The sequence below is a fragment of the Flavobacterium stagni genome, assembly GCF_004122105.1.
Lineage (GTDB): Bacteria > Bacteroidota > Bacteroidia > Flavobacteriales > Flavobacteriaceae > Flavobacterium > Flavobacterium stagni.
On record NZ_SBKN01000001.1, the window covers coordinates 780,982 to 798,670 of the forward strand.

14 protein-coding genes are annotated in these 17,689 nt (G+C 39.9%); 12 read left to right on the forward strand and 2 right to left on the reverse strand.

Translation table 11 applies throughout. The features are described from left to right. Positions 1-6 precede the first annotated feature (6 nt). Entirely contained in the window at positions 7-855 is an 849-nt protein-coding gene (panC, locus tag EQG61_RS03440) for a pantoate--beta-alanine ligase (protein ID WP_129460489.1), read from the reverse strand. A gap of 119 nt (positions 856-974) precedes the next feature. On the opposite strand from panC, the gene EQG61_RS03445 reads away from it, so the two are divergent. The 12 genes from EQG61_RS03445 (at position 975) to EQG61_RS03500 (ending at position 17,207) form a co-directional block, all read left to right on the forward strand. Beyond that, on the forward strand, positions 975-1,778 hold the full coding sequence (locus EQG61_RS03445) for a glycogen/starch synthase (protein WP_129460490.1): 804 nt from the start codon (positions 975-977) through the stop codon (positions 1,776-1,778). 10 nt (positions 1,779-1,788) lie between these two features. Next, positions 1,789-3,423 (forward strand): DUF4270 domain-containing protein, encoded by a 1,635-nt coding sequence (locus EQG61_RS03450; protein ID WP_129460491.1) that lies wholly within the window; start codon positions 1,789-1,791, stop codon positions 3,421-3,423. Positions 3,424-3,438: 15 nt separating this feature from the next. Beyond that, positions 3,439-5,286, forward strand: coding sequence for a glutamine--fructose-6-phosphate transaminase (isomerizing) (gene glmS / locus EQG61_RS03455; protein ID WP_129460492.1), 1,848 nt, complete (start codon positions 3,439-3,441; stop codon positions 5,284-5,286). A 253-nt stretch (positions 5,287-5,539) separates the two neighbouring features. Continuing rightward, a complete protein-coding gene (locus EQG61_RS03460) occupies positions 5,540-8,392 on the forward strand; it encodes a TonB-dependent receptor (protein WP_129460493.1) in 2,853 nt (950 codons plus the stop codon). A 25-nt stretch (positions 8,393-8,417) separates the two neighbouring features. Further along, complete coding sequence (locus EQG61_RS03465) at positions 8,418-9,971, forward strand: G-D-S-L family lipolytic protein (RefSeq protein ID WP_129460494.1); 1,554 nt, start codon at positions 8,418-8,420, stop codon at positions 9,969-9,971. 221 nt (positions 9,972-10,192) lie between these two features. Beyond that, entirely contained in the window at positions 10,193-11,704 is a 1,512-nt protein-coding gene (gene atpD / locus EQG61_RS03470) for a F0F1 ATP synthase subunit beta (protein WP_129460495.1), read from the forward strand. A gap of 77 nt (positions 11,705-11,781) precedes the next feature. After that, entirely contained in the window at positions 11,782-12,063 is a 282-nt protein-coding gene (locus EQG61_RS03475) for a F0F1 ATP synthase subunit epsilon (protein ID WP_129460496.1), read from the forward strand. 188 nt (positions 12,064-12,251) lie between these two features. Beyond that, positions 12,252-13,412 carry an aminotransferase class I/II-fold pyridoxal phosphate-dependent enzyme gene (locus EQG61_RS03480; RefSeq protein WP_129460497.1) on the forward strand — a complete coding sequence of 387 codons (1,161 nt, stop codon included), beginning with the start codon at positions 12,252-12,254 and terminating at the stop codon, positions 13,410-13,412. 188 nt (positions 13,413-13,600) lie between these two features. Beyond that, entirely contained in the window at positions 13,601-14,221 is a 621-nt protein-coding gene (gene bioD / locus EQG61_RS03485) for a dethiobiotin synthase (protein ID WP_129460498.1), read from the forward strand. A gap of 59 nt (positions 14,222-14,280) precedes the next feature. Then, positions 14,281-15,567, forward strand: coding sequence for an adenosylmethionine--8-amino-7-oxononanoate transaminase (gene bioA, locus EQG61_RS03490; RefSeq protein ID WP_129460499.1), 1,287 nt, complete (start codon positions 14,281-14,283; stop codon positions 15,565-15,567). Beyond that, positions 15,551-16,030, forward strand: coding sequence for a hypothetical protein (locus EQG61_RS03495; RefSeq protein WP_129460500.1), 480 nt, complete (start codon positions 15,551-15,553; stop codon positions 16,028-16,030). The genes bioA and EQG61_RS03495 overlap by 17 nt, the downstream gene beginning before the upstream one ends. A 25-nt stretch (positions 16,031-16,055) precedes the next feature. Continuing rightward, positions 16,056-17,207 carry a beta-ketoacyl synthase N-terminal-like domain-containing protein gene (locus tag EQG61_RS03500; protein WP_129460501.1) on the forward strand — a complete coding sequence of 384 codons (1,152 nt, stop codon included), beginning with the start codon at positions 16,056-16,058 and terminating at the stop codon, positions 17,205-17,207. On the opposite strand, the gene EQG61_RS03505 is transcribed toward EQG61_RS03500, so the two are convergent. Then, a complete protein-coding gene (locus tag EQG61_RS03505; protein ID WP_129460502.1) occupies positions 17,202-17,645 on the reverse strand; it encodes a regulatory protein RecX in 444 nt (147 codons plus the stop codon). The two genes, EQG61_RS03500 and EQG61_RS03505, sit on opposite strands and share 6 nt — an antisense overlap. Positions 17,646-17,689 lie beyond the last annotated feature (44 nt).

Below are 17,689 nucleotides of genomic sequence, written 5' to 3' on the forward strand. Positions count from 1 at the left end.
GGTAAATTAATTTAATGAAATTGTGTCTATAAGTCGGACATTGTTTGCAAAAACCGCAATGAATATCCGATAGGTTTTGTTTTTCGATTTTCGAATACAAGTTTGAAGTGTTGCTTCGTCGGCGATTTCAACATATTCGAGTTGGAAAAGCGGGTGGTTTTGAAACACTTTTGCAACTCTTTTTTTAAGAGCAGAAGTCGATTTGTTTGGAAAAAGGGATTTAATTTCTTGTAATGTTTTGAAGATAATTCCGGCTTCTTTACGTTCGTGGTCACTTAATCGTTCATTTCTTGAGCTCATCGCGAGACCATTGGCTTCTCTAAAAATGGGGCAGCCGACGATGGTCACAGATAGCTTTTCTTTGGCGACTAATTTTTTTACAATTTGGAGTTGTTGAAAATCTTTTTCACCAAAATAAGCGAAATCAGGTTGGACAATTTCAAACAGTTTTTTGACTACAGTACCCACACCATCAAAATGTCCGGGTCGAAATTTGCCTTCCATTTGGTGTTCTAATCCGTCAAAATCATAGGCTTTGGATTGGGTGTTGCCTTCATAGATATCTTGAACGGTAGGAGCATAAACGATTATATCTTCAGAAACACGTTTAATTTTTTCCAAATCGGCTTCTAAGGTTCGGGGGTATTTTTCTAAGTCTTCAGGATTATTGAATTGTGTAGGATTGACAAAAATGCTGATTACCGTTAGGGCGTTGTTTTGTAATGAATTACGAAGCAAAGAAAGGTGTCCTTCATGTAAAGCACCCATAGTAGGTACAAAACCGATTGTGGTATTGGGCTTCTTTAAAGTGGTAAGGTGTTGCGAAAGCGCAACTTTATGTTCAAAAACCAACATCGATTTGTTTTATGAAATAGGGTACAAACTTACTATGTTTCGTGAAAAACTCCATAAAATTTTGTAGTTTTGCGTGTTTTTTAAACAGCAGTAAAACCAAAACCAACAATAATCAACCCATGGAAGATAAGAGGATATTGTATGTATCATCTGAAGTAGTGCCGTATTTGGCTGAAAATGAGGTGTCTTTAATGTCGTATGATGTTCCAAAAATGATCAATGATCAAGGAGGACAAATTCGTATCTTCATGCCAAGATATGGAAATATTAATGAACGCAGACATCAATTACACGAAGTAATTCGTCTTTCAGGGATGAATTTGGTGGTTAATGATGTTGATATGCCTTTAATTATTAAGGTAGCTTCTATCCCGAAAGAGCGCATTCAAGTCTATTTTATTGATAACGACGAATATTTCAAAAGAAAATCAACGTTTACAGATGAAGAAGGGGTGATGTATCCTGACAATGACGAGCGTGCCATCTTTTTTGCAAAGGGTGTAGTAGAAACGGTTAAGAAACTCAATTGGGTGCCTGATATTATTCATGTTCACGGATGGTTAGCTTCTTTGCTACCTGTTTACATGAAGCATTATTACAAACACGAAGCGTTATTTTCAGAGACAAAAATTGTAACATCTGTTTACAATACTGGCTTTGAGGGTAATTTGGATGCTGCAGCTATTGATAAAGTAAAATTTGACGGAATTCCTCAGGAAAGTGTACAGGTTTTGGAGCAGCCGAATTACGCGAATTGGATGAAAGTAGCTGTTGATCATTCCGATGCAGTAATCATTGGGTCAGAAAATTTAGACGGAGGTTTAACAAAAATTATAGAATCTTCAGGAAAACCTTTTTTACCTTTCACCCCAAAAGAAGCCTTTGCGCAAGCGTACACTTCTTTTTACAAGCAAATGTTATAAATTGGTTTTTATGAAATTAAAGCAGTTAGTCGCGGTTTTTAGTCTATTTTTTGTATTGTCATTAGTTTCCTGTGACAAAGAGTTTTCCGATGTTGGAGCGGATTTGGTAGGGGATGAACATTTTGGACTCAACACAACGACATATGACGTTACCGCATACAATCAGGCAACAGGTGATGTGCAAACGAATGATATGGCAATTCAATCGTTGGGTTATTATAACAATCCTGTTTTTGGGAAAACCAAAGCGAGCATTGTAACCCAGTTGGAATTGGCATCCACAAATCCAAAATTTTACGCACCTGAAGCAGTAGATTCTGTGTATATGCACATTCCGTATTACACAACAATCACTGATCTTGATGATTCAGGAGCGCCGATTTACAGGTTAGATTCTTTATTGCCTGCATTTGATGAAACAAACACTCCAAAAATAAAGTTAAGCGTGTTTGAGTCGGGTTACTACATTCAAGATTATGATCCAAGCACCAATCTTCAGCAAGTGCAACGGTATTATTCCAACCAACAATCTGAATTTGAAGCGGTAATTGCGAATGGAGGACAACGTTTAAACGACGACAATAGCAATCCAAAAGATGCAACAATAACCGACTATAGTCAAAATGATCAATTTGTTTTTAGTAACAAACCCATTGTTTTTTATAAAACAAATGGTGATGTACGCGAAACACTAGCGCCGGGGATGTACATGAATTTGAATAAATCATTTTTTCAAAATAAATTTTACAATGCGCCATCTGGATCACTTTTGAATAACAATACGTTTAAGAATTATTTTAGAGGATTGTTTTTCAAAGTAGAAAGTGCTTCTGGAAGTGATAATCAAGGTACATTAGCTCGTCTTAACATAACACGAGGAACGATTACTGTGGTTTATAAAGATTTTCAAAGTCAATCCGCTTATGAAAATAGTTTGACGGATCCAACCATTAAAAAAGTTAGAAAGAAAATCACGATTAACTTAACCGGTCGATCGGTAAATTTTTTTGACACTGATTATTCCAATCCCATCACTCCAAATGTGACATTAGGGGATGAGCGTTTGCAAATAAAAGGAGGAAAAGGATCAATGGGTGTAGTTAGCTTATTTGGTGGGCAAGCTACTTCAAGTTCGCCTTTGATTCAGCAAATGAAAAACGAAAATTGGTTGATTAATGAAGCCAATATGATTTTTTACATCGACAAAACCGCGATGACCAATGCGCCAGAGCCGAATCGAATTTTATTATATGATTTAGATAATCATCGACCCGTAATTGATTATTATAATGATTTAACAACTTCTGTAAGTTCTAAATACAATAAAGTAGTACATAGTGGGATAATTTCAAAAGGGACTGATGAGCGCGGTGAGTACTACAAAGTGAGATTAACTAATCACATACGAAATATAGTTGAACACGATTCAACCAATGTGCGTTTAGGGTTAGTTGTTACAGAGAATATTAATAATGTAAATCGAGCCTATTTGAAAGTACCTTTCACAGTAGGGTCAAAACAAGCTAAATACGTACCTGCGATGTCTGTGGTGAATCCATTGGGGACCATTTTATACGGTTCAAATTCCAATGTTCCTGCGGATAAACGTATTAAATTACAAGTTTACTATACCAAACCTGACTAATAAAACAAACAGATTATGTGTGGAATCGTTGGATATATAGGACACAGAGAAGCTTATCCTATCGTAATTAAAGGATTAAAGCGATTAGAATATAGAGGATATGATAGTGCCGGAGTCATGTTGTATGATGGTTCCGACTTAAAAGTATCAAAAACCAAAGGAAAGGTTTCTGATTTGGAAGAACGTTCCACAAAGGAAATTTCGACTTCGGGAACAATTGGAATGGGACATACCCGTTGGGCTACACATGGTGTGCCTAATGATGTCAATTCGCATCCTCATTTGTCCAATTCAGGAAATCTTGCCATTATTCATAATGGTATTATTGAGAATTACGAACCTTTAAAAAAGGAGCTAATCAATAGAGGATATACCTTCAAGTCTGATACAGATACAGAAGTATTGGTAAATCTTATTGAAGATGTTCAAAAGAAAGACGGACTTAAATTAGGAAAAGCGGTACAAGTTGCCCTTAACCAAGTTGTGGGTGCTTATGCAATTTGTGTGTTTGACAAAAACAAACCGGATGAAATTGTAGTTGCTCGTTTGGGTAGTCCGTTGGCTATTGGAGTGGGTGAAAACGAGTTTTTCATTGCATCTGACGCCTCTCCTTTTATTGAATATACGTCTAATGCTATTTATTTGGAAGATGAAGAAATGGCTATTGTGCGTTTGCATAAGCCTTTGAAAATTCGAAAAATTAAAGATGATTCCTTGGTTGACCCCTACGTTCAAGAGTTGCAAATGAATTTGGAACAAATTGAAAAAGGAGGTTATGATCACTTTATGTTGAAAGAGATTTATGAGCAACCCAATGTGATTAAAGATACGTATCGCGGTCGTTTGCATTCCACTACAGGAATCATTCAAATGGCTGGTGTAGAAGATAATTTAGAGAAGTTTTTAAATGCCGATCGTATTTTAATTATTGCCTGTGGTACGTCTTGGCATGCCGGATTGGTAGCTGAATATATTATCGAAGAGTTTGCTCGAATTCCTGTTGAAGTAGAATATGCATCTGAGTTCCGTTACCGCAATCCAATTATCACTCCGAAAGATGTGGTTATTGCCATTTCTCAGTCGGGTGAAACGGCTGATACTTTAGCCGCTATTAAATTGGCCAAAGAAAAAGGGGCCTTTGTTTTTGGCGTGTGTAATGTGGTAGGTTCATCCATTTCGAGAGAGACCAACGGTGGGGCTTATACCCATGCAGGTCCAGAAATTGGGGTAGCTTCTACAAAAGCCTTCACTACCCAAATTACAGTATTAACCATGATGGCTTTGCGTTTGGCTAAAGCTAAAGGAACTTTATCTAATTCGGACTATTTCCGCTATTTACAAGAGTTGGAGTTAATTCCTGAAAAAGTGTTAGAAGCCTTAAACACTAACGATATTTCTAAAGAAATTGCCGCTATTTATAAAGATGCTTCCAATTGTTTGTATTTAGGAAGAGGATACAATTTTCCAGTTGCTTTAGAAGGTGCATTGAAATTAAAAGAGATATCCTATATTCACGCCGAAGGATATCCAGCTGCAGAAATGAAGCACGGTCCGATCGCTTTGATTGATGAAAAAATGCCAGTGGTAGTCATTGCTCCAAAGCAAGGGCACTACGATAAAGTGGTGAGTAATATACAGGAAATTAAATCCCGTAGTGGGAAAATTATTGCCATTGTGACTAAAGGCGATGTTCAAGTGAAAGAATTAGCTGATCACGTGATTGAAATTCCTGAAACTTCAGATGCTTTATCACCGTTGATTACTACAATTCCGTTACAATTATTGTCGTATCATATCGCAGTATTGCGTGGGTGTAACGTCGATCAACCGCGTAACTTGGCAAAATCAGTTACGGTTGAATAAGCAATATAGAAAATAAGAAAAATAGAAGCAGGACCTAGTTCCTGCTTTTTTTATGAAAAAAAATAAGAACCAAAAAATTCCTTTTAAAATTGATAATTCACAGGGTGATTTTAACAAGAGTATTGCTTTTTATTTACCGATTCACTGTTAAATTAGTTTAAAAAATTATCAGATTAGAAAAATTATGCACGCATAATTAATAATTTCAAAAATATTCGTATTTTGGCTACATAAACCAACAAAATAATATCAGATGAAGATTTACCATCTTTTTGTAACGCTGTTGTTCTGTGCAGTGAGTATGGCACAAACAACGATTACAGGTTCGGTTAAGGATAGCAAAAACGAACCTGTGCCAGCAGCCAATGTTAAGGTTGCCGGAGAATCTTCAGGAACTGTCACGGATGCTGACGGTAAATTCACCCTGAAAGTTTCCAAAAAACCACCTTTTACCATTGAGATTTCCAGTATTGGATTTGCGGCTCAAAAGGTGCAGATCACTTCAGCTTCTCAAAATGTAAGCGTGGTGCTTCAAAATGAAGATACCCGTTTGGAAGAAATTGTTGTTTCTGCTTCACGTACACCTGAGCGAATCAAAGAATCTCCGGTTACTATTGAGCGTATGACCGTTAAGGACATCAAGAAGACAGCTTCACCTTCTTTTTATGATGGGTTAGAGAATTTAAAAGAGGTACATATGAATACTAGTAGTATGTCTTTTAAATCCATCAATACACGTGGTTTTGCTACGGTGGCCAATACACGTTTTATGCAGTTGGTTGACGGTATGGATAACTCTTCACCATTGTTGAACTTCGTGTTAGGAAATCTTATCGGGATTTCAGAATTGGATGTGCAAAGTGTAGAGTTGTTACCAGGAGCATCTTCAGCGTTGTATGGAGCAAATGCCTTTAATGGTATTTTGTTTATGAACAGTAAGAGCCCTTTTACAAGTCAAGGAATTTCTGCGTATGCCAAATACGGTCAAACCAATCAAAAAGCAGCGGGAGCGAATGAATATGTGGATTATGGTGTGCGTGTTGCGCATGCGTTTACTAAACATTTTGCAGCCAAAGCTAACTTTTCATTCATGAAAGGTACCGATTGGTATGCAACAGACTATCGTGATAAAGATTTAGTGAATAATATCGGAATGGATCGTTCGGCACCAAACTATAATGGTATTAATGTGTATGGAGATGAGGCTTCAACAAACATTAGAGGTGTTGCGACAGGAATGTTAAATGCAGGGGTAATCACACCAGCACAATTTTCTGTATTCCAACAAATTTTACCTAATTACAATGTGTCACGTACAGGATATAATGAGGTAGATTTAACAGACAATAAAGTACGTAATGCTAAAGTCGATTTCTCGTTACATTTCAAGCCTTGGGGCGATGATAATGAAATCATTTGGCAAAGTAAATTTGGATTTGGTAATACTGTGTATCAAGGAGCCAACCGTTATTATTTGAATGGCTTTTTTATGCAACAACATAAATTAGAATTGAAAGGGAAAAACTATTTCATTCGTGGTTATTTCACTACAGAAGATGGCGGAAATTCCTACGACATGTTGTTCACCGGTTTGAATGTTAACCGTCAATGGAAATCAGATGCTACTTGGTTTGGTCAATATGCTGCAACCTATGTGCAATCTACTTTAGCAGGGGCTACACCAACACAAGCGCATGCAGCTGCTCGTAATATAGCAGATACAGGTCGTTTAATTCCGGGTACACCAGAATTCCAAGCAGCATTCAATAGAGTAATCGCGGATTCTGATGTGTTGACTGGATCAAAATTGGTTGACGACTCTAAATTATACCATTCGGATGCCAACTATAATTTTAAAGATTTAATCAAATTTGCTGAAATTCAAGTGGGTGGTTCATTCCGTATGTATGAATTGAATTCATTAGGAAGAATTTATACTGACAAAGGAACAGATATTCTTTACAGAGAACACGGTTTGTATACTCAAGTTCAAAAGAAATTCATGGAAGACCGTTTGAAATTTACAGGTTCGGTTCGTTATGACAAATCGCAAAACTTTGACGGGAATTTCTCACCACGTGTATCTTTAGTTTATTCAGCTGGAGAACAAAAAAATCACAACTTCCGTGGGTCTTTCCAAACCGGTTTCCGTAACCCAACGACGCAAGATCAATATATCGGTTTTAACGTAGGTAGTGCAGTTTTACTTGGGTCTGCACCCGATAACTTAATTCGATATACAGAAACATTACCAGTTACTTCGGCTTCAGGTCAAGCTATTGTTGGAGGTACATCGACTACGATTAACGGTAACAATGCTTACTATAACTCGTATACCGCTTCTTCCGCTTCACAGTTTGCGGCTTTGGCTAGTACAGATCCTGTTGCGGCTTCTGCCTTATTGCGCAAAGCGAATGTGAACTTGGTGAAACCAGAAACGGTAAAAGCTTTTGAATTGGGCTATCGCGGACAAATCAAAAACTTATCGTATGATTTAACAGGATATTACAATATTTACAATGACTTCATTGGAAACATCAATGTGGTAACTCCTTTGTATGGTACAGCACAAGATGCTCCAAATCCATTGGCAGGCCCTACTAACCCAGGAGCACAATCGATTGATGCATTAGCAACAGGCAATACCCGCGTATTCCAATTGTATACGAATACAGATGTTGAGGTGCGGTCATTAGGTTTCGGTGCTGGATTAAATTATAAATTGCCAAGAAACTTTGAAGTAAGCGCTAATTATAACTATGCACAATTTGATTTTGATCAAGGCAAAGATCCAGGGTTTGAAGCAGGTTTCAATACACCAAAACACCGTGTGAAAGCGAGTATCAGCAATGATAAATTGTTCAAAAACTTCGGGTTTAACATTAGTGGGCGTTGGAATACAGGTTATCAATGGGAATCTACTTTCGTAGATGGTTACATCAACGAAGCAACTGTATTTGATGCACAAATCAATTACAACATCCCAAAATTGAAAGCAATTATTAAGTTGGGAGCGACCAACCTTGGTGGTAAAGAATACCAACAAGTGCTTGGAGCTGGTTTTATCGGAAGTCAATATTTTGCTTCTTTAACGCTTAACCCATAATTTTTAACTTAAAACATCTTTTACCATGATAAAGAATTTTAAATGGCTGTTTGTTGTAGCAATTGCTTTCACAGCCTGTAATAATGATGATGAGGTGGTAGCCGATCCCAATTCTTCTGACGGTCAGCCATTGACCGCGGGAACTGCGGATTTCTCCAAATATGTTTCATTAGGAAACTCATTAACGGCTGGTTTTTCAGATAATGCATTATTTATCGAAGGACAAAAAGGGTCCTATCCCAATTTAATGGCTCAAAAATTTGCGCTAGTTGGTGGTGGTGAATTTAAAATCCCCTATATGAATGATAATGTGGGTGGATTATTAATTGGAGGAACACAAATTCAAGGGCCACGTTTGTATTTCAATGGTTCTGCACCAGTAAGTGTAGCAGGTACACCTTCAACAGAAGTAACGAATGTTTTGACTGGTCCATTTAATAATATGGGTATTCCAGGTGCAAAGAGTTTCCATTTAGTAGCCAATGGCTATGGAAATGCTGCAGGTGTATTATTGGGTCAAGCCAATCCCTATTTTGTGCGATTTGCATCTTCACCAACGACAAATGTATTGGCTGATGCAGTGGCTCAAAACCCAACATTTTTCTCCTTGTGGATTGGAAATAATGATGTTTTAGCTTATGCAACTTCTGGAGGAACAGGAGTAAACCAAGTCGGAAATTTGAACCCAGCAACCTATGGTTCAAATGATATTACTGATCCAAACGTATTTGCCAATGTATATTCAACTCTGGTGAATGGATTAACAGCTAATGGAGCTAAAGGTGTAGTAGGTAATATTCCTGATGTGACTTCTGTACCGTTCTTCACTACGGTACCAACAGACCCAATTCCGGGATTACCCGCTGCAAGTGCTGGTCAGTTGAATACATTATTTGGTGCTGTTAACCAAATTTGTTCCGCAATTGGTCAGCCCGCTCGTTTTCAAACTTTAGTGGCTGATGACAGTAATGCTGCAACAACAGAGAAAAATCCGTTGTTGATTGCTGATGAGACTTTAGTTGACTTGTCTGGTCCAATTGCTAGTGCGTTGTCTCCAGTTTTAGGTCCAACAACAGCAACTTTCGTAGGTAGTCTATACGGAAAAGCGCGTCACGCTAGTAACACAACCGGCTCTCGTGATTATATTTTATTGCCAGCACGAACAGTTATTGGTACAACCACAGCTAGTGCGCCATCACCTTTTAATACGGTTGGGGTGTCTTATCCAATGCAAGACAACACTACGTTGACTGCTTCAGAAACGGCAGAAGTAAAAACAGCGACTACCGCATTCAATAATTCAATTGCAACTATCGCCGCATCAAAAGGATTGGCATTAGTAGATGCAAATACATTATTAACCCAAGTAGCCAATGGCGGAATTTCCAAAGACGGATTTAATGTTACCTCTGTGTATGTAACAGGCGGTGGCTTCTCATTGGATGGTGTACACCCAAGTCCGAGAGGCTATGGTTTAATTGCTAATGAATTCTTGAAAGCCATTAATGCTACGTATGGATCTAATTTCAAAGGGTACAATTTCGGCGACTTTAGAATCTTATACCCAGCCAGTTTGTAATTATTAATTATATGTTATTTCAAAACCACCGTAATTTGCGGTGGTTTTTGTTTTTATACAGAATTGTAGGCGGTTTCAAGTTTCCGTTTGGAAAAAATCAATAAAGGCTTAAAAAAATCAATTTTTTGTATTGATTTTCTATTTCGAAAATGTATCTTTGCACTCGAAAAAAAACCGACGTTTTTTCAAATCTAATTCGCTATTAAATAAATACATAAGTAATGTCAAACGCAATAGGAAAAGTTTCACAGATCATCGGTCCGGTTGTTGACGTGGTGTTCAATACTAAAGAGCATGAGTTACCCAGAATTTACGACTCGTTAGAGATTGTAAAAAAAGACGGTACAAAGTTAATCCTTGAGGTTCAGTCACATATCGGTGAAGATTCGGTACGTACGATCTCAATGGACTCTACCGACGGATTGAGCAGAGGTGCCGTTGTACAAGCAACAGGAGCGCCTATCCAAATGCCAATCGGTTCAGATATCTACGGACGTCTTTTTAACGTAGTAGGTGATGCTATCGATGGTTTGGGAGATTTACCAAAAGAAGGTGCAAACGGGATGCCTATCCACAAAGCAGCTCCAAAATTTGACGAACTTTCAACTTCAACAGAAGTGTTGTTCACAGGGATTAAAGTAATTGACTTGATTGAGCCTTATGCAAAAGGAGGGAAAATCGGTTTGTTCGGTGGTGCCGGTGTAGGTAAAACCGTATTGATCCAAGAATTGATCAACAACATCGCTAAAGGTCACGGTGGTCTTTCTGTATTCGCTGGTGTAGGAGAACGTACCCGTGAAGGAAACGACTTGTTACGTGAGATGTTGGAGTCGGGAATTATTAAATATGGTGACGATTTCATGCACTCTATGGAAAATGGAGGATGGGATTTGTCTAAAGTAGATAAAGCAGGAATGCGCGATTCAAAAGCGACATTCGTTTTCGGTCAGATGAACGAACCACCAGGAGCACGTGCTCGTGTAGCATTATCAGGTCTTTCTATCGCTGAGTATTTCCGTGATGGAGCTGGTTCTGATCAAGGGAAAGACGTATTGTTCTTCGTAGATAACATTTTCCGTTTTACACAAGCGGGTTCTGAGGTGTCTGCGTTATTAGGACGTATGCCTTCTGCGGTAGGTTACCAACCTACATTAGCAACAGAGATGGGGGTAATGCAAGAGCGTATTACATCTACGAAAAAAGGTTCGATTACTTCCGTACAAGCGGTTTATGTACCTGCGGATGACTTAACGGATCCAGCGCCTGCAACAACGTTTGCTCACTTGGATGCTACAACCGTATTGTCTCGTAAAATTGCAGAGTTAGGTATCTATCCTGCGGTAGACCCTCTAGATTCTACTTCACGTATCTTGACACCACTTATTTTAGGAGATGAGCACTACAACTGTGCACAACGCGTGAAAGAGATTCTACAGAAATACAAACAATTACAAGACATCATCGCCATCTTAGGTATGGAAGAGTTGTCTGAAGAAGATAAATTAGCCGTATCACGTGCTCGTCGTGTACAACGTTTCTTGTCTCAACCCTTCCACGTGGCGGAACAATTTACAGGTATCCCAGGAGTATTGGTAGATATTAAAGATACCATTAAAGGATTTAACATGATTATTGACGGTGAATTAGACCACTTACCTGAAGCAGCTTTCAACTTGAAAGGAACTATCGAGGATGTGATCGAAGCGGGTCAAAAAATGTTAGCAGAAGCATAATTCAACTATTTTAAATGATAAATTTTGAATTATAAATTAATTTAAAATCTAAAATTTAAAATTTAAAATAATATCTAATGATTTTAGAAATAGTATCACCCGAAGCTACGTTGTTCAAAGGAGAAGTTACTGCGGTAACGCTTCCTGGAGTAGATGGATCATTCCAACTCTTAAACAACCACGCTCCCATCGTTTCGATTTTGAAAGACGGTGCTGTGAAAATTACAGCAACTTCGTTCAACTTTGAGGAAACTGTAAAAGGTCGCTTTACCAAAATTAACGACCAAAATTACAGCTTGTCCATCAATTCAGGAACAATCGAAATGAAAGACAATAAAGTTATTGTATTGGCCGACTAATATCGACCCTTACAAATCCTATAAACCCGGTGCAGCTTTGTATCGGGTTTTTTTATAGGGAGCAATTTCCGGCTCTCCGCTGTACCTGCCTGCCTTGGGTAGGTCTCCCTCCTAACATCGGGAGGATGCCGCTGCGACCTGACTGCCGAAATGAGGTAGTTCCGGGCTAAATCACGTATATTTGAACGATGAAGTTTCCAGAAAATTTACAACATAAGTTATTCCAACGCCAAGCGGCAAATGCCTTGCGCCAATTACCCGTTTACGGTAATCGGTTGGACTTTGCCTCCAACGATTATTTGGGATTTGCACAAAATGCCGCCTTGTTTGAGGCCGTACATGATTTTCTGATCTCCCGAAATAGCAAAACCAATGGCGCTACCGGCTCGCGCTTAATTTCGGGAAACCATTCGTTATATTCAGAAACGGAAGCAGCCATTGCTCAATTTCATCAAGCGGAATCGGCCCTGATTTTCAATTCGGGTTATGATGCCAATGTGGGCTTTTTTAGTGCCGTGCCACAACGCGGTGATGTTATTTTGTATGACGAACTCTGCCATGCCTCCATTCGGGATGGTTTGCAAATGAGTAAAGCCAAATCCTATAAGTTCAATCACAACGATCCCGAAGAGCTGCAACAATCTCTTGAAAAATGGAATTCCAAACGGACGGCTGAAAATCACTTCGAAATCTATGTCGCACTCGAAACGGTCTATTCTATGGATGGTGATACGCCGCCGCTGGAAGAAATTGTCCTACTATGCGAACAGTACAATGCCTATCTTGTAGTTGACGAAGCCCATGCCTTGGGGGTTATGGGGGAACACGGTGAAGGTGTCGTGCAGTATCTCAACCTACAATCTCGTATTTTTGCCCGTATCGTTACGTTTGGCAAAGGCTTGGGTTGTCACGGCGCTGCAATATTGGGTTCTCATGAATTACAGTCGTACTTGGTCAATTTTGCCCGAAGTTTTATTTATACTACCGGTTTGTCTCCGCATGCCGTTGCAACGATTCACGTGGCTTATCAGTTTTTGCAACAAGAACAAGCCACCGTGCAAGCGCTACAAACGCGCATTGTGCACATGAATCAAGAAATTAAGCGCCTCGGACTCCAACCGCTCTTCGTGTATTCCAAGTCGGCGATACATTGTGCTATTATTCCGGGAAATGACAAAGTTCGCGCGATCGCTCATTCGTTGCAAGAGGCCGGATTTGAGGTCAAACCCATACTTTCCCCCACTGTTCCCGAAGGACAAGAACGCCTTCGATTTTGTTTGCATGCGTTCACGCCGTTACAATCAATTACTGCAGTTCTAGAACGACTGGCCAGCACTTTATTTCAATAGGAGCAGGAATCCGCGGTAGGGACCAACCTTGTCGGTTGGCAGGTAGAAGCAAAGTGCCCTGCCTGACGCCAGGAAGGCCGGCACTGCGGATAGCCCGGGCCGGAGGCACCGCCCAAATTAATAAGCTTTCGTTAAAATTTGATGGTATTTTCCAATCACTTCCCGAACTTTGCCAAAAAAATGAAGGCATGAAATTATTTATCACAGGGATTGGAACCGATGTGGGAAAAACTGTGGTCGCAGCGATCGTTACAGAAGCGTTGGAAGCCGATTATTGGAAACCCGTTCAGGCGGGAGATTTGGAAGATAGCGATACGCATAAAGTTCGTCGTCGTGTATCCAATGCCAAAACCCAATTTCACCCCAATGCCTATGCGTTACAAACGCCCGCGAGTCCGCACCTAGCCGCAGCTCTCGATGAGATTGCTATTGATGTAGCGCAAATTCAAGAGCCGACAACCGAAAATCATTTGGTGATTGAAGGGGCAGGCGGTGTATTTGTACCGTTAAATGCTAAGGATTGTGTCATCGATTTGATTCGCCCCGACTATCAAGTGATTGTAGTTTCGCGGCATTATTTGGGCAGTATCAATCATACTTTGTTGACGATAGAAGCTTTGCAAGCGCGAAAAATAAACATTGCAGGGATTATTTTTTCGGGGGACGAACATGAACCGACGGAATCCATTATTTTACAAAAAACAGGCGTTCCTTTTTTAGGACGCATCAATAACGAACCCTATTTTGACGAAAATGTAGTGCGCGATTATGCTGAGCAATTGCGTGAAACCTTGTTAAAATTGGGATAAGAAAAAAGAGAAAAGAAGCAAGAAGAAAGAGTTGTCTCATACTTCTTTACGTTAATAATATGAATTTATCTGAAAAAGACCAGCTGTACAACTGGCATCCGTATACGCAACACCAAACAGTAGGTTTGTTACCTGCCATTGTCAAAGGGCAAGGTGCGGTGTTGTGGGATGAAAACGGCAAAGAATATTTGGATGCGATTGCATCGTGGTGGGTGAATCCCTATGGGCATTCCAATCCCGTGATGGCGGAAGCGATTTACAAGCAATTGACTACGCTCGAACATGTTTTGTTTGGGGGGTTTACGAATAAACCTGCAGTGGAATTGGCTGAAAAATTACTTGCATTGTTGCCTTCTAATCAAAAGAAATTATTCTTTTCGGACAACGGTTCGACCGCAGTTGAAGTCGCTCTCAAAGCGGCTATGCAGTTTTTTTACAACAAAAAGGAAGTTCGACGCCGCATACTTGCCTTTGACGATGCTTTTCATGGCGATACTTTTGGAGCGATGGCTTCGAGTGGCATTACCTTTTTTACGGAAGCATTTCAGGGTTCACTGGTCGATGTATACCGCATTCCAGTGCCTGTCGATGGGCAAGAGGCGCATGCATTACAAGTGTTGGAAGAGCAATTACAAACGGGCGAATTTGCTGCTTTTATCTTCGAGCCCTTGTGCCAAGGCGCTGCGGGAATGGTGATGTATAGTGCTGAAGTTTTGGATAAAATGATACTGTTATGTCGCAAATACGGCGTGTTTACAATTGCCGATGAAGTGATGACGGGTTTTGGAAAAACGGGAAAGAACTTGGCTTGCGACTATTTAACGGAACAACCCGATATGATGTGCTTGTCCAAAGCCTTGACAGGCGGCACTATTCCCATGGCGATTACGTCGTTTACCCAAGAAATTTTTGACGGATTTTTAGACACGGATGTCAACAAAGCCTTGTTTCACGGACATACGTTTACGGCGAATCCGACGGGTTGTGCAGCAGCATTGGCCAGTATTGGATTGTTGGAATCGGATGAAATGCAAGCGAATATTCAACGAATTCATAAGCATCATTTGGTTTTCGCCGAAAAAATGAACGCGCATCCTCGGGTAAAAACGACGCGGGTTTTGGGTGTTATTTTTGCGTTGGAGATTGCTCGTGAAGGCGTGGAAAGTTATTATGGAAATTTCCGAAATCGCTTGTATCAATTTTTTATTGAAAATGGTGTGATTTTACGTCCAGTGGGGAATATCGTCTATATTTTACCGCCGTACATCATGACCGATGCACAATTGGAAAAAGTGTATGAAGTGGTGGAAGCTGCTGTAAACGTAATTAATGATGAACCCAGATAAACTACCCAATTTCAAAGGAGATATCGGAATCTATTTTAGGAGAAACTCCCCTGTTTTGTTGTACGCCGTTGCATTAATCATTTTGGTGTCCTCGACTCTTATCTTTGGCGAATCCATCCTTTACTTATTTTTCCCAATTGCAACTTTGTGTATTATCCTTTTTATTTTAGCTACGGCTCCTGATAAATATGTAGTTTGTTTTTATGAAAATGAACTGATTTATCATAAAGGGAAAAAAAGTCAATCTTTTTCCTATCAGTCCATTAAAGAAGTTAAATCTACGTGGTCAAAAGCAGGTTGGATGTTCGTTTTACGAATGGATGATTGCCGTCCCATTCGCTTTTGTTTGGGTGTAGATTATGTACAAAGTAGTTCAGTTGAAGATTTTGAAAAGTTCCTTCAGGAAAAGGCTTCAGAGGCAAAATTGAAATTTCAAAAGGATCATTTTCACGGTTGGTTTTAGTACCTTTGCATTTCAAAAATATCCAGTGAAACACCGTATTTCCATTACTGCTTTAGCAACCGTATCGCCTTTGGGTTCGGATGTACGAACTATTCGTGAGGCGTATACTTCTAAAGCCACCTCGATTCAAAAAAAGCGTGTTGGGGCGCAAGAGTATTGGGTGGCTCCCTTAATGGAATCCGATCAAGCACGTTTAGCGGCCATTCGACTCTCGGAGGCGAAGTACAAAAACTTGGATCCTTCTGTGATTATGGCGTTGGATGTGAGTCGGCGTGCCGTAGCACAAGCCGGTTGGCAAGCGGGCGATGCGATTGGTATCAATATCGGTTCGTCGCGCGGTGCTACGCAGTTGTTCGAACAATTTCATCACGAGTTTATCACTACAGGCAAAACTCCGACCTTGAGTTCGCCCACCACCACTTTGGGCAATTTGTCGAGTTGGGTTGCCCACGATTTAAAGTCGGCCGGACCCGAAATTTCCCACTCCATCACTTGTTCGACTGCCTTGCATGCTATTTTAAATGCCGTGGCTTGGTTGGAAGCAGGAATGGCCGATCGATTTATTGCAGGTGGAAGTGAAGCCCCATTGACTCCATTTACCTTAGCTCAAATGCAAGCGTTAAAAATTTACTCTCGAGAAACCGATGGGTATCCGTGTAAGGCCATGGATTTGGATAAACTTCGCAATACCATGGTGTTGGGTGAGGGGGCAGGCGTAGTGGCTTTGGAGCGCAATGCCAAAAATGCGTTGGCTTATATCACAGGTTTGGGTTATGCTACGGATGAATTGGAACACAATATTTCCATTTCGGATGAGGCGGTTTGTTTTCAAAAATCGATGACAATGGCGATGGGTGATTTGCCTTTTTCTGAAATCGATGCCATTGTAATGCATGCACCAGGAACCATTAAAGGCGATTTGTCGGAATACAAAGCGATTCAAAAAGTATTTGGCGATAAATTACCGTTATTGACTACCAACAAATGGAAAATCGGTCACACTTTTGGCTCATCAGGGGTCTTGAGTTTGGAGTTGGCTGTGTTGATGTTGCAGGAACAAACTTTTTTCGGAACTCCTTTTGGATCTTCAATTTCCCTCACAAAACCGATGAAAAACATTTTGGTGAATGCAGTAGGTTTTGGAGGAAATGCGGTAACACTATTGATTTCGCTATAATTCGGGGGCGGTTTTTTCGAATTCATGGGCTTTTTCAAAAACCCGATCATTTTCCCACCCTTTTCGCAATAGGTAATCACAAAATTTCTTTTTCTTTTTTAGGAGATTTGACTCACGAATACTTTCCCATTGGTGGATAGCGAGTTGGTCAAAAGTGGTTTCATATTCCTCAGGGTTGATTTCTTTCAACGCTTTCTGAATGAGAAAATCTGAGATTTGGCGCGCTTTTAATTCGATTTTGATCCGCACCTTACCCCATTTTTTTTGATGGAATTTACTTACAGCAAATAACAAAGCAAAACGCTCTTCGTTTAAATAATTGTTATGCAAGAGATAGACAATAATTTCGTCTTTTTCAGCGGTCGAAATCGCGTATTCTCTTAGCTTTTGCTGGACTTCAGCATGACAGCGTTCCTGATAGGCGCAAAATTGCTCCATTTTAGAGCGGACTTCTTTCGGGGAAAGTGCTGAATTTGAGGTCA